Origin of the sequence: Ekhidna sp. (assembly GCF_964218185.1) — a bacterium.
Lineage (GTDB): Bacteria > Bacteroidota > Bacteroidia > Cytophagales > Cyclobacteriaceae > Ekhidna.
Genome location: NZ_CAXPLV010000002.1, coordinates 133,872 through 147,237, shown reverse-complemented (window position 1 = coordinate 147,237; position 13,366 = coordinate 133,872). Strand labels below are relative to the sequence as shown.

The window sequence follows — 13,366 nt, the reverse complement described above, 5'->3', positions numbered from 1 at the left end:
ATGAGTTTGGTGTTTCTATAGTCCCTTATGAATAGGGACTTTTTTTTGTCATTTTGTAGAAGAGTTCAGCAGAAAAAACTCAAAACTATCCTAATTGGATTTCCATACCATGAATACCGAAGAAATGCCCAGATGATGAAAACTATTGAAAAGAAAAAGGGTAAAGCACTATACAAGAAACTACTTTTTTTGAAGACGAATCTGGGTGAAAAATACACTTTGAATAAAGTGAAATTGAGATACCTTGAAATATCTATAACAAAATCTTTAGATGTACTACTTGATGAGCCCTTACCATGCTTTACACTTATTGGGCCTATCCTGTATCTAAATATCGATCCATTTGAATTATCGGCAGGCTTAAGATTATCAAATGATACATTTATACTACCATCTTCAAATGATGAATCTTCCATATCGTACTCTTTCAATATCTGATTCTTGATTTCCTCTTTTACTTGATTCGTGAATTGGGATTCATTTCTTCGTAGGTAAAACTTAAAAGCTTCCGTCTTGTAAATATTGAATTGATTGCTAATTTCTTGTGAATAGCGCCATGCGTAATAAATATATCCTATCCATAATCCAGCATATATTTCTGGATTTGTGGCATTTATGTCAATACTCAAAAACTGAATTTTCTCCATTGAGATATTCAGGTACATTAGAACGAACATCAAAATGTTTATGGCGAAGAAGTTCTTTCTTACTGATTTATAAGTACCATCATCATCGATCATTGCTAAGAATACTTGAGCTCTTTTTATGAGGTTTGACTTTCTTTTTCCTTATTAATCTCCTCTTGTAATTCTTTGATTAGTGAAGATAAGGACTGGTCAACTTTTTTATAGTTATCCTCAGATTCACGTTTGATTAGTTCTTTTAGACTTAAAATCAATTTGTCGAAAGTCTGGAAAATATCTCTTGATTCACCTAAAACATTAAGAGTCCTAAATGAAGCTAACTGCAAAACCAATTCTTGCACATAGTCATTATAAAAATCGTCATCTTGATCTTCAAGAGTAATTCCATTCTTTTGACACTCTTCAAATGAGATTCTGATTTTCTGAAACGTTTCAAGTAAATATTGAAGACGGGTTGATCCTGATCTCACCTTAGACATATCAAGCCGATTCAGATATGATTGAGCTTTAATTACTGGAAATGCTTTGCCAAATTGTCTGGAATTTTCCTTAGCCTCTTCTGCCCTAGTTTTCGCTATCTCAGCATCTTTTTTAGCCTGTATTAGGTCTTTTGATTGACTGAAATTCAAATAAATAGGAGTCCCAATACCTAAAAACCCAAATAACAATATTACTACAGACAAGTAAACACTCATTATAGTAATATGATGTTCTAAATCATTATTGGCCTTCTCAATTGACTTATCAGCCTCAGAGCTTAAGTACAAAATATGACTCTTGAGATCTAGTAGATCTCTCCCCGAAATTTTATAGCTACTTGAGTCTATGTAGTTTGTATTGACTAAAAATTGCTTGAATTCCAGAGTATTTTTTAATGAGTCGTTGGACTTCAAATTGATCGAATCAAGAATGACTCCTAGTTTCTCCATAGCATTTCTACCGCTGAATTCTTTGATTTGCTTCTGAATTGAATCTGAATTGTGTACACTAATTACAAAGGGTGAACTAAGATCTAGTCTATACTTAGAAATAATATTTTTTGTGATTTTCTGCTCAATTTCCTCTTTAGTTTCAATAAAATAATTTCTCCAATAGATGATATCTATGATTGCAATCAGTAAAATGATTGAACAGAAAATTATTGCCGCTTTCGTAGTATGGTTCATTAGGCGAATAGGCTTTCTCGGTTTGCTAATCGATAGGTTAATTCATTGAATTGCCCATTAAAAACAGCTTGATCATGGCCAAACAGCTTTGAGAAAATCATCCTATCTTCATTCTCCAGATTCGAATACAAACTGTCAAATAAGGTTTCGTCGTGAGTAAAGTATATCATCTGTAGCGGTAAGTCTGGCGTGTACTCATTAAAATATTTGAGAACACTCTCAATGAAGCCATACATTTTGGCCTTATTTTCAAAATCGCCAGAGTTGAACACATCGTCAAATAAAAGTGGAAGGTTTACCCTGTATTGTATCCTAGTTGCGATGGCTATACTCAGACCAACAATTGTAGAAAAAAGCTTATACCTAAAAGTGTTATAGTATTTCTTGGGATCCACAAATAGAGACTTCTTCTCACTGAATACTTTTGCTGTGATAATCTTTGAAGTCTCCTCTCCTGTCATTGAATCGATTACTGGTTCAAAATCAATAAGCAGTTTTAACTCATCTTGCTCAACATATTGGTTAAGGATCTCTTCAACAACTTTTCGGATTGGATTAAAATTTTCACTAACAATTTTATTCACTTCGTCATTGATTATTTTGCTAAAAGTCTCGCTTTCACTTTTAATGCGATTCATTAAAGCAATATCTTTCTCAACGATATTAATTTGAGATTTTAAAGTTTCGATACTTCTTTGTTCACTGCTAATTTGCTGTTCAAATTCTTTTATTTCTTTTCTAAGAGAATACTGCAATTGATTTGTGGTCCCTGTTGAATCAACTATGCTTTTACTCTGAAGTCTGTTAAGCAAATCATTGCGGATTTGATTGATTTTACTGATTTCCGTAGTGATCTCTTTAAATCCATCAATGACACTGTGTGAATTTTCTTGGATAAAAGTTTCTAATCGACGACTTAATAGGCTTGCGGTATCGTCTATTGAATCAGTCGATAAGACCTCTTTATAATTCTTGAGTTCATCAATAAGCTTCACCTCTAAATTGAATAGATCAAGGAACTGGGTCGTATTTCTTATTTGTTCAGATTCAGACTTAACATCTTGGACAATTTGCGATACCTTATTACTAAAAGACAGGAGAAGATTTCTTATTGTTTGATATCCTAATTCAATATCTTCTTGGATTTTAAGATAATCCCTATGAAGAGCAAGCTTCTTCTCTACATTATTCTTGATTTCTGATGTACTAAGTTTAGAACTCTCGCAAAACGGGCAATCATCATGTGTGCCTAATAGTTTCAAACCATGAGCAAGAAAATCGGTAGCAGCATCCTTATCAATTTCTGGAAGTTCATTCAATTTCTGAATTGTACTAGTAATTTCTGATACTGATTGATTAAAACTATCTGTGTTCAAATCAAAAGAAATAGGATTTCTGAGTATCGAAATTTCCGTCGAATAGTCTTTTTGTGTTTTGGGAGCTTTATCACCTTCAGCTTCAAGATTATTAATCTCTAACTGTTTTGATTGAATCTCTTTTTGCCAATTATCAATATTTGAGAGTTTGTCCTTTAAGCTCGAATTCAATCTCGAAAGCTCTGTAGTTTCCTTTTTTCGATTGTAATTAGCTACTTGATTTAGAATTTGACTAATATCTAGATAGTCCTGTAATCCTAAACTATTGGCAACAAGGCAATGAAATGAATGCGATGAATCAGAACTATAGTCCAATTGACCATTGACTAAAATACTGTATGCACTTATGAAATTGGTACTCGGATTAAGTGCGTTTCTTTCTTCATCTGATAAAATTGAATCTTCGTGAAGATTAAAAGATCCTGCTTTAGTTGCCAGGGTGGCTTTAGAGCTTTTAAAAGATGAATTGAGATGTGTTAGGTAATCCTGATAAGACTCCTTTCTATCACTTCCAAACTCTCTGAGTTTACATTCTCCAATCGATCCTGTATAGAGAAACTCCATTGTTTCAAAAAGAGATGACTTACCTGCTCCATTAGATCCAAGAATAAACATAGAGGTGGGTTCATTATCCAATGAAAAATCAATTCCATAATCTTGACCCTCTCGGTTTGGCTCTGGTATACCTTTGATGTTGGCTAACCTTAATGATAATAGTCTTAAATCCTTCTCAGATATTTCATGATTAGCGAGAGATTTTTCCTCAACGTTAAAATATCGCCCTTCATCACTCAAACTACTTTTCATCAGGTCAAGAGTGGATTCAAAAAACCGATCTTTTCTTTTCTTATCAAGGCTATCAACATTGATGGCAACAACATAGGCTAGAAGATTCTCCTTAAGCTCATATTTGTTGTATAACTCTTTTAAGAATTGATCAATTGGTTTAATATGGGTGTAATCTTCACTCATAAAGGAAATCGTTGGTGAACTTCAGAAGGCGAAATTTAATGAAAAACAATCTTACTTTTCCGTTCAATATAATATTTACCATATTCCAGGTATTGACTTTATCTAAAAGATAATGGTTCTTTACAGCCGGAACCATGCTCACCCGCTACATATATATTTTTATACTCACCCCTTCCCTCCTTTTGCTTTTTGCAAAATCCGATAGCTTCATTTGATCTGTAGTATAAAGCATGATAGAGCTATCCTCTATTTCAATTGTTTTCAAAGTAACCAAACCCATGAATTAAGATTTTTTTATCTTTTAGCTATAAAAGCGACATGTTACCATGCCAAAAATGATAAACACTGAAAGAGAATCTTTAGAATCTATTCAAATAGGCATCTCCCTAATGGGCAAAAAGATAGATTTGGAAATGATCAAAGAGCTTGATAAAGTACTTCCAGGAATGATTCATTTAAATAATAAAAATGATATTGGACTTGAATTCTGCGGTAGAGAACTCGAACGAATTTTTGATTTAAATAATGAAGAAATAATAAAAGACGGATTCAACAACCTAATGAAAATCGCTCACCCTGAAACAGTACAAGATCTAGCTGGCGAGATAATTGAGTACTTCAAAGAGAAAGAACATTCAGATCAAATGAGCTTTTTTCAAAGGCTAAAGGACGATGTTAATGATGATAAATTTAAATGGTGGTTTACAACAACAAAGGGGTTTGGTGATTCATCGAGCCTGCTTTCGTTATCATTTGACATCAAAAGCACGATTAAGATTGGGAATCAATTACACAAACTCCTCGACGATAATCTGTTTATAAGAAAAAACTTTACCAAATTCTCTCGCTTAACAAAAAGAGAAAAAGAAGTACTTAAATTTTTAGCTATAGGAAAGACTGGTCCTGAAATAAGTGAAATCCTATTCATATCAAAAAACACGGTAAGAACACACCGCCAAAGAATCTTCGAAAAACTTCAAGTAAAGACTTTTACTGAGCTTCACCAATTTGCTTTTCATTTTGATTTGCTCTGAAAATACGAACATGTTCGTATTTCAATTTATATAATCCTTCCTTTCTTTTGGCTTAAAAGCCATGAAGAAGATCGCATTATTTGTTGCATACATTTTTGTTTTCTTTTCCTGCAAAGAGGATGAACCTACAACATCAGGATTTCAGGATTTCTCCGTTATCGCTACTGTCAAAAATCAAGAAACCAATGAACCTGTCAGTGGTGTGCGAGTTACTGTTTGGACATCTGATAATTGTGTGAATAGTGATGTTGTTTTAGCTACTAATAGGGGAACTGAAGTTTCAAATGTTGAAGGGCAATGTCTATTTATTTTGAATACATGCAGTACTCCTTGGGTATCAGGGTACAAAGTAGTAGATAGCTTTGGAAATATCTTGTCAGAAGAGGAACCTGATGCAGGTAAAGTCCTTTCCTGGCCATCTCCTTCTGGTATCATACTAGCTATTCAGCTTTAACCTTATTATAACCTATTGGATTCTGAAAAATGATAAGATCTATAATTCAAACAATCTTTCTTATAACTTCATTGATATCTTTTAGTCAAAAGTCAAATAATAACGTCTCAATATGTCTTAATAAGTCCATTTCAGGTATAGATGAAACAGAATTTGTAGCTGAAGATTACAAAAAGCTTAAAAAAAGTTCATATGTTATTTCTTCAACAACTAAACCTTTTGTCTCTGGTTGGTCTCTCGGATCTTCTCTGCCCGAAGATTACCGTAAGCTTCAAGAATATTATTCTTTTAGTTTGATGCCCGAGAAAATCAATTTCAACATACTTAAAGAAGGGTTACCGGAAGAAATTAAAATGATTCTTTCAAGAATCGTTTCCGAACAATACCAAAAGTATTTTATTAGTCCGGCTATTTCAGATCAGTTCGTTGAAGAGCTGTACACCTCTTTGATTAATTGTTCCAAAAACTTAAAAAATGACAAGCCAATACTTAGAGTTGAATTTAGAGTTCCTTTTAATGATAAGGAAAATGACAATAAGCCCAGAAAGGTTCGGCAAATTTTTAAATACTTATCATTAGTAAGTTTTGAAGATGAGGGTGGAAACAAATTCATCCGGATTGTTGACCATGCAGGAATATATAAATTTTCGTCAATTGTTTCAATTCAGGAAGGGATAGAGACAATTGGAAAAACTTATGATGAGCAAAAGGAAATGGAACGAAATAATTTTGATCGAATATTGGATTCGATAGATGAATATGTAATAGATTTCGAGTTGGAAAACGGTTCACATACATATCCACTTAAAACTCTGACATTAGTTGATTAACTATTTGATTTACAAACAATAAATAACAAACAGGTAATAGGTTAATCTACCTTCATCCGCACACATTTGCCACTCTCCTTTCCTTCCAGCGTTCCTCACTGCGGCATGGTGATTCCTCGCTCAGCAGGAGTGGCAAAAGAGTGCTCGTTACTGCTAAGAAATGATGTGATTGCTTTTGATTGATGAAATTGGCCTTTGCGCTAAACTATTAATCCCGCCCCTGAACCCAAGCTATATTAACATAACGCAGGACATTATATAACAAGACTAGTGATTTGCTGTTTGTGAGCTTCAGCGAACAATTAACATAAAATCAGATATGTAATGTGTGGTTGCCTGTGCGCTTGGTTAGTTACATATCGGTTACGATTTTATGTTGAAAGCAAATCACGGTCATCATGATCCTGCTCTTGAATGTTAAAGCAAATCACGGCCAATGCTACAGCCCATTGATTATATAATTCTATATTATGCTAAGCCGGCATCCAGGCCGGCGAGTATTGACGTGCAGTGCATCTAAAGTTTAAATTTCTAGATCGTGCTTCTAGCTAAGGTGTTATATAATTAGTCGTTATATTAAATAGCCGCTCGGCCAGCGCACATTCCATCGCTGGGCCGTTCCCTGACCAAACGGCTATTAATAGTTTTCCCACCCGCTTTCATCCGCCAACTGGTCGGATGATGACCAGCCCAAATACAAGAGAATCTCAGGCAAAGCTTGTCGTTTAAATTTTCGTTATTCGGGTAATTTTCGATTCGTTTTCAAATACGCCATTCTCAGCGATTAGGATTTTGCCTGTAAAACACTTGCAGGCCAAAGCTCTGTTTTGGCACAACTCACCACCAGTACGTCATTCCGGAAGTAGCGCAGCGGATATCCGGAATCTCTTTAAACTCTTAGACGAATCTGAATAACTCACAGGTAATCTGTCTTTCATATGAGTTCGCTGTGTCGCTCAAGCCGCTGGGCTCATCCTTTTCCATCGATGAAAAGGATGCAAAAATCTAGACAGAATAAAGCTTCCTCGCTCAAGGCCAACGCATGGCCCGCTATTCTGTCAAGCCATCCCGCCTAGACGTAGATTTGATTCTACTTAACATAATATTAAGGTTCAATACCAATTAGCACCAACGGCACTGCAGGAACGCCACGACCTTGTCTAGCAAGGTCATAAAGAGCTCCTTCATAATAACCTGGTCCTGACGACATTTCAGATTGCATTGATTTCATTGGTAGGATTTCGATCCCAACCTCAATTGAATTGCCAACATAAAATGCTAGATGCTTAACAAAAAGATCATACGCTATGAAGCTATACTTACCAAATTGCACTTCAATCGCAATTCGGCTTTTCATGAAATCAGTTTGATTGTAAGATCTAATTGCTGTTTTTCCCTCTTTCTCAATCAAATTTTTTTGATCTTCGGCAGGTAGATGAAGTGTCTTTGTGATTAGATCGTAATCATCAGTGACCCAGTAAGATGTTCGGCTTTCAGACCAGCCTAATGCCTCAAGCTCTTTTTCAAATTTCTTATTTAAGTCAATTGGACTGAAGAGTTTTTTACCCTTCATTGTCTTTTCTTTGCTGACCTTGGTTCTAAATTCTTCAGCATCAATTGCATCTATGACTGCCATGATCTCATCCCACAAATCTTTTTGATGATATTGAATCCATTCAAATCCATTTAAATGGGAATAAATCGCTCCTATTTTCATACAATTACGCTTCGACAGTACTTAAATTAATTTGCTCTCCTGTCATTAGAACATTAAAAATTGAACCTATCAATATTCCTGTTAGTACAACTTCTGGAAAATCGACCAACTTCTTGTTATCAAGCTCTCCGTTACCATTTCTAAGAATTATCTCAGTAAGTTCTGCTAGTTTCTCGTGTTTATCCGAGTAAGTCCCTTTTAACGTATTGATTAAATCATTTGCAAACTCCCCTATTCTATCTACTAACCATATTGGGCTATTCTTACTACGATCTTTGTTAGTCCAATTTTGTTGAAGCCCATCAACATCTATAGTCTCAATAAACTTGATGTAGTTACCAATTTTATCTTCAAGGTCAATATCCAATAGAATTAGGGACTCCCACACCACACTAAATCTCTCTTTCTCAAGCGGAAGCTGTTTAATTTTTTTTGAGTTTCCGTAATGAAAATTGATCCACCAAAAGGTTTTTTCAATCTCCTTATTACTCACATTCCGTAATTCAAATCTCACTCCACTACCAAATCTTAATCCTGGTATCGCCAACCAAAAAGATCGACTCCATGAGAATTTACTTCCTTGCAAGTCTGGCTCGAAGAACTTAGGAAGGTTATTTGAATTATCCTTAATCAAGTCTTTACTCTCTGGGGGCTTTATGTCTTCTAGTGGAGTTTCGAGCATGCTCTTTGCTAAATAGTATGTAAGCATAGGCGGAACAGCATTTCCTATCATCTTTAGTTTTCCTCCATAAGAATTACTATAGAATTGATAATCAGCTGGAAATGATTGTATGCATCCTCTTTCTCTTACTGTTAATCTTCGAAAACCACTACCTTCAGGAACAATGATGCTCTCTCTTGAAACTCTGGTACATAGTGCCGTTACAGTTCTAGAAGGCCTATCCAGTCGATCAGGAAATGACATTTTATTGTACACTGGATGATAGGCCTTAGCGTCATGATTCATTCTCCTTTCCTCATCTGTTAGAGGTGATTCATAAATATGATCTGTTAGTTTAGGTATTGAGTGATCATAATTAGGATCTACAACATCATCACCATTAAGAGAATCAATAATATATCCTAGATGTCTTTCAGGAGTTGTCTGCCGATAAGATTCAAATAGATTTCTAGGAAACCTACCAGCAATCATTCTTTTCCGGTTTTGAGCCACTCCAAATTCACTTGAGTCATAAACTTCTATAGTACCATATTCTCCATCAAAGAGATGCTTAAATTTGTATAAGGCTCCACTCTCTTGAATTTCTGACCTTAATATACCAGCAACTCTAGGTACATTCTCCATAGCCCAATACTTGGGCTTGAGATAATCAACAACTTCTAAGAATTTGTGAATGTCGATTAGCCCATCAGCCAAATCCCCATTTCCACCACGATTAGCATAAGAAAACTGTGTGCAAGGTGGACTACCCACAACAAAATCTACGTCTTCCGGTGAAGGTAAATCCGATTGTAAATCCAGCTTACGAATATCTTTTTCCCTATGATTTGTCCCAAAATTTTTGTTGTGTGTATCATTAGCATCTTTCCACCATTCAAATGATGAAATAACTTCAATACCAGCCATTTTTAGGCCCAGTGTCCACCCTCCGATCCCACTATAAAGATCAATTGCTTTCATTTAAAATTGAGATTTGATTGAACAGATTTTTTTTGTCGACCGTATTGAACTTTGGCTTCAGAGACTTTTAGTATTTCTTCATATTGTTCCTCATAAAGTAACATTTCTGAAATTTCATCACTGAGTAGCATTTTTTTCAATTCAACTTCTGACTTGTTGAAAAGGACGGCAACCTTATTAATGATTTCAGCAACCCGCTTCTTTGGAAACTTATTATCATTCTCAATTCTGCTCAAGACTGAAACATCAATGTCTAATTCATATGCGAGTTTTCTTTGTGGCCATTCAGCCTCTTCCCTCAGTCTTCTAATGTGTGTACCTAAAGATTCCATTTGATCGTAAAAATGTTGATAAAAAATTGTTTGACAAAATTTATCAACTTAAAATTCATCAACAACCTAAGTCAGTCGATCTTTTCCTATTCCGATCATGATTAATGGACATGGGTTTCCAACTCCTCTATTTATTCTTAAATGGAGCTTATCCATGTGTGTAGTAGTACTCCCAAATTTTGATGTGTATATTTTCCTTGCTATTGCCATATAAGTATTAACATCTGTATCGGTAAGCATATTTTTTATGATTGCTTGATCTTTTACCGAGAGACTTATATGTTCTGAAATTTCTTCAATTTTCTCAGGCCTTAATGAGATTAAAAATCTGTGAAAAACATTTAGTAACTCTTTTTGAAGAGTTTCTCCTCTCGTGATTATAATACCTAATGTGAGCTCTCCTAATTGATGCAATTTCCTAAAGTTCTCAAGATCTCTGTCAAAAAATGGGTCTTTGTTATTCCATTCAATTTCTAACCCAATGTTTCCTTTTTCAAATTCTTTATAGTGATCAATTTCATGACTTTCTGATGAAAGTACTCTATCTCTCACTCGTTGCTCACTTTTGATGTTTATTTTATTCCATCCTTTTTCATATAACCGATCTCTTAAGTTCTGAGTTATTGAACTTAGCCCACCACCACCTTCTACTATCTGATTTTCGGATATATGAAACCCATCAAGTACATATTTAAGATCATCAGTAGCTTCTTTAAAGTGATCACTTAAAATTGAATCAGAAAATCGAGTAAAATATATCTCGTAACCTTTAACTTCAATTACAACGCGGTTCTCATAGAAGTTCGCCATATTGATAATTTACTACTAACACAACAACCATTGAATAACTAATGTACTGATAAGTATTATATGCTAAAACAACTTAGACTGAGTAGTCTTGTCTTGAGTAACTAATTCATTAACAATGCTCCGATAAGGATCATTTTCCTCTTTATCTTCTATTACTTTCATTAAGAATTTCTTCTCATTTGAATTAAATGGCTTTAATTGATATAACAGCTCTGCGTTATAATATACAAGTTCCCCAAAAATTTTATTTCTTGTTCCAAAACCCGAGCTACCTCCATATGGCCCTTTGTTAGAAAACAAATTTGGTATTTTTTCATCGACACTCTTTACTAACTTAAGTACATAACCCTTTTGACCTTCCCTCTCAAGTTTAGAAATACGAGGATATATGAATTCTATGAAACGCATAAGTGAACCAATACCGACCGTTTTCAATAAGATATGATCATAACGATCTTTTTTACCACTTCCTTTATTGTAGTACCTGCGTACTTTATCACCATTTTTATTTTCTGAATCTTCCTGATCTGGAACTAATTTTTCCCAATAATCAAATATTACCGAGAAATAGTCATTGATGAAATTGAATATGTTTTCTTCAATTTTGTCTTTTTTGTTTTCTAATACTTTTAATTGATCTGTTTGGTCAGATTCCTTCGCTAATAGTTGAGAGTGTTCTTTACTGATTTCTAGATACTCCATTACCTCAAGTCCCCATATAGAATCTACTTTAAAATACCTAAGTAATGATTCTACAAAGAATGATTGAGAAAAGAGGCCAGGTCCTGATCCTAGCATTTTTATATTATCACTGAATATTGAATCTTCTCGATTGAAGAACATCTCTGTAACTTGATGAGCGAGAACAATTTCGTTATTATCAACATCAGGATAGGTGCCAAAAATGTCATAAAACAAGGATTTATTGACAGACTTTTGGTTAAAATTGACATCTGCAAATACTCTGCTTTGATCGTAAATATCAAAATCCAACATGACTGTGCATAGGAATTCGAACTCCTTAAGTTCAGCAATTATCTGCTCAGGAGTAACCTTGTTATTATAGGTTACATTGCTCTTATTAGATTTTTTTGAATAGAATCTATTAATAATATTTTGAGGACTGTCTCTTGTATTCTCACTAATAATTTCTTGGGCATCTGAGTAAAGTTTGGTTAAACCTCTCAATCTATGCTGACCATCAACGATAAGTGCTGTACGGCCGTACGGAACATGTATCTCTGCTGTTATTCCATCATCATTTTGGAGGAAGCATTCATTTAAGACAGTAAAACGTTCTTCTTTATTCAAATCGTTATAATACGCTTCAAATTCCTTCAATGAATTTTGATCAGATTGGTTTAATGCGATCAATGTTGATGTCGGAAAAGTACCAAGAGCTGTCGAATTAAGGTTCTGATTAATTTTTTTATTGAGTTGTTCAATGAAGAAATACTTTATTGATTCAATTTTACCTTCATTAATTGCTCTTTGATAATATTGTTCTTCATTATCTTCTCTTCTAGTATAGGCAACAATATTTCTTAAATCATCAAACGGTACATGAGCTATTCCAATCCTTCTTCCACGATTAAGGATTTGATTTAAAAATTTTATTGTTATTACCGAGTAGTTCATTTACTGCTCATTAATTTTTTTTATCAAGGATTTAATCTGATCCTTTAGCCAATTTATTTCATTTTCGATTTGTGATTGCTTTTCTCCTACATCATTAATAGGATACTTCTTTTCAAATTCTTCCATTTCTACTTTTAGTGATGATTTCATTTGATTTTCTAAATCGGCGAAGAAATTGTTTGCTGCATCTCCATCTCTCAATATTCTTTCTATTTCAATTTTTACATCATCTGTTAACACTACCTTGGATACTAATCGAGCTTCATCCTTTGCTTCTTGTCTTGCAGTTTCCTTTAACGTCGTTAGATTCCGATAGCCAAAAAAAGCAAACAAGGTGATTATGAAAATGATTATTGAATAGAAGAAATTGGCCTTGAATGTATAGTCTCCCTCAACTTCAGATAAATTGGAAATTCGATCATTGTAGTTATCAATCATGATATTTAAGGAATCGACTTTCCTTGTAAAGAGGCTATGATTGACTCTGTTTATAGAATCCATTGTCCTGATGGACCTATTCAATTCTAATTTGGCACTATCAAGAAATTTTATTTCTATAATGGCGTTGCTAAGTGAATCAATTGATTTTAATTCTGCTTGCAATAGGTCATTATTAAGAACAAGAAATTGTTGACTAATATCTAATACGAGATCTTGACTTGAATTGCTCTTGTGGTATGAGTACATTCCGAACGTAGTTATTCCAATGAAAACTATTGCAATAGCGAATGCAACTATCCAAATGATATTT

General features: G+C 34.2%; 12 protein-coding genes. 3 read left to right on the top strand and 9 right to left on the bottom strand.

Annotated elements, in window-relative coordinates; translation table 11 throughout:
* Positions 1 to 65: 65 nt before the first annotated feature.
* Genes ACEQZT_RS02515 through ACEQZT_RS02505 form a run of 3 tightly spaced genes read right to left on the bottom strand, consistent with a single transcriptional unit; the run spans position 66 to position 4,158 of the window.
* Complete coding sequence (locus ACEQZT_RS02515) at positions 66 to 740, bottom strand: hypothetical protein (RefSeq protein ID WP_370086906.1); 675 nt, start codon at positions 738 to 740, stop codon at positions 66 to 68.
* Positions 741 to 763: 23 nt separating this feature from the next.
* Positions 764 to 1,810: a hypothetical protein gene (locus ACEQZT_RS02510; RefSeq protein WP_370086904.1), complete on the bottom strand. Its 1,047-nt coding sequence runs from the start codon at positions 1,808 to 1,810 to the stop codon at positions 764 to 766.
* The gene (locus tag ACEQZT_RS02505; RefSeq protein ID WP_370086902.1) at positions 1,810 to 4,158 is read right to left on the bottom strand and encodes an AAA family ATPase; all 2,349 of its coding nucleotides are present in this window, start codon (positions 4,156 to 4,158) and stop codon (positions 1,810 to 1,812) included. The genes ACEQZT_RS02510 and ACEQZT_RS02505 overlap by 1 nt, the downstream gene beginning before the upstream one ends.
* A 335-nt stretch (positions 4,159 to 4,493) precedes the next feature.
* On the opposite strand from ACEQZT_RS02505, the gene ACEQZT_RS02500 reads away from it, so the two are divergent.
* The 3 genes from ACEQZT_RS02500 to ACEQZT_RS02490 all read left to right on the top strand — a co-directional run bounded on the left by ACEQZT_RS02500 (position 4,494) and on the right by ACEQZT_RS02490 (position 6,476).
* Positions 4,494 to 5,192, top strand: coding sequence for a helix-turn-helix transcriptional regulator (locus ACEQZT_RS02500; RefSeq protein ID WP_370086900.1), 699 nt, complete (start codon positions 4,494 to 4,496; stop codon positions 5,190 to 5,192).
* Between the two features lie 61 nt (positions 5,193 to 5,253).
* Positions 5,254 to 5,646, top strand: coding sequence for a hypothetical protein (locus ACEQZT_RS02495; protein WP_370086898.1), 393 nt, complete (start codon positions 5,254 to 5,256; stop codon positions 5,644 to 5,646).
* A gap of 29 nt (positions 5,647 to 5,675) precedes the next feature.
* The gene (locus ACEQZT_RS02490; protein WP_372530122.1) at positions 5,676 to 6,476 is read left to right on the top strand and encodes a hypothetical protein; all 801 of its coding nucleotides are present in this window, start codon (positions 5,676 to 5,678) and stop codon (positions 6,474 to 6,476) included.
* Between the two features lie 1,105 nt (positions 6,477 to 7,581).
* On the opposite strand, the gene ACEQZT_RS02485 is transcribed toward ACEQZT_RS02490, so the two are convergent.
* The 6 genes from ACEQZT_RS02485 to ACEQZT_RS02460 form a co-directional block, all read right to left on the bottom strand.
* A complete protein-coding gene (locus ACEQZT_RS02485) occupies positions 7,582 to 8,193 on the bottom strand; it encodes a BglII/BstYI family type II restriction endonuclease (RefSeq protein WP_370086895.1) in 612 nt (203 codons plus the stop codon).
* A gap of 4 nt (positions 8,194 to 8,197) precedes the next feature.
* The gene (locus ACEQZT_RS02480; RefSeq protein WP_370086893.1) at positions 8,198 to 9,835 is read right to left on the bottom strand and encodes a DNA cytosine methyltransferase; all 1,638 of its coding nucleotides are present in this window, start codon (positions 9,833 to 9,835) and stop codon (positions 8,198 to 8,200) included.
* Positions 9,832 to 10,167: a helix-turn-helix domain-containing protein gene (locus ACEQZT_RS02475; protein ID WP_370086891.1), complete on the bottom strand. Its 336-nt coding sequence runs from the start codon at positions 10,165 to 10,167 to the stop codon at positions 9,832 to 9,834. Before ACEQZT_RS02475 ends, ACEQZT_RS02480 begins: the two co-directional genes overlap by 4 nt.
* 66 nt (positions 10,168 to 10,233) lie before the next feature.
* The gene (locus ACEQZT_RS02470; protein WP_370086889.1) at positions 10,234 to 10,977 is read right to left on the bottom strand and encodes a BglII/BstYI family type II restriction endonuclease; all 744 of its coding nucleotides are present in this window, start codon (positions 10,975 to 10,977) and stop codon (positions 10,234 to 10,236) included.
* Between the two features lie 63 nt (positions 10,978 to 11,040).
* Positions 11,041 to 12,615, bottom strand: a complete 1,575-nt coding sequence (locus ACEQZT_RS02465) for a DGQHR domain-containing protein (RefSeq protein WP_370086887.1) — start codon at positions 12,613 to 12,615, stop codon at positions 11,041 to 11,043.
* Positions 12,616 to 13,053 carry a hypothetical protein gene (locus tag ACEQZT_RS02460; RefSeq protein ID WP_370086885.1) on the bottom strand — a complete coding sequence of 146 codons (438 nt, stop codon included), beginning with the start codon at positions 13,051 to 13,053 and terminating at the stop codon, positions 12,616 to 12,618. It lies immediately after the preceding gene.
* Between the last annotated feature and the right edge of the window lie 313 nt (positions 13,054 to 13,366).

Bases quoted from the DNA above. Each gene is read 5' to 3' on its own strand.
- ACEQZT_RS02515 (WP_370086906.1), bottom strand. From the start codon at position 740: ATGATCGATGATGATGGTACTTATAAATCAGTAAGAAAGAACTTCTTC.
- ACEQZT_RS02510 (WP_370086904.1), bottom strand. From the start codon at position 1,810: ATGAACCATACTACGAAAGCGGCAATAATTTTCTGTTCAATCATTTTA.
- ACEQZT_RS02505 (WP_370086902.1), bottom strand. From the start codon at position 4,158: ATGAGTGAAGATTACACCCATATTAAACCAATTGATCAATTCTTAAAA.
- ACEQZT_RS02500 (WP_370086900.1), top strand. From the start codon at position 4,494: ATGATAAACACTGAAAGAGAATCTTTAGAATCTATTCAAATAGGCATC.
- ACEQZT_RS02495 (WP_370086898.1), top strand. From the start codon at position 5,254: ATGAAGAAGATCGCATTATTTGTTGCATACATTTTTGTTTTCTTTTCC.
- ACEQZT_RS02490 (WP_372530122.1), top strand. From the start codon at position 5,676: ATGATAAGATCTATAATTCAAACAATCTTTCTTATAACTTCATTGATA.
- ACEQZT_RS02485 (WP_370086895.1), bottom strand. From the start codon at position 8,193: ATGAAAATAGGAGCGATTTATTCCCATTTAAATGGATTTGAATGGATT.
- ACEQZT_RS02480 (WP_370086893.1), bottom strand. From the start codon at position 9,835: ATGAAAGCAATTGATCTTTATAGTGGGATCGGAGGGTGGACACTGGGC.
- ACEQZT_RS02475 (WP_370086891.1), bottom strand. From the start codon at position 10,167: ATGGAATCTTTAGGTACACACATTAGAAGACTGAGGGAAGAGGCTGAA.
- ACEQZT_RS02470 (WP_370086889.1), bottom strand. From the start codon at position 10,977: ATGGCGAACTTCTATGAGAACCGCGTTGTAATTGAAGTTAAAGGTTAC.
- ACEQZT_RS02465 (WP_370086887.1), bottom strand. From the start codon at position 12,615: ATGAACTACTCGGTAATAACAATAAAATTTTTAAATCAAATCCTTAAT.
- ACEQZT_RS02460 (WP_370086885.1), bottom strand. From the start codon at position 13,053: ATGATTGATAACTACAATGATCGAATTTCCAATTTATCTGAAGTTGAG.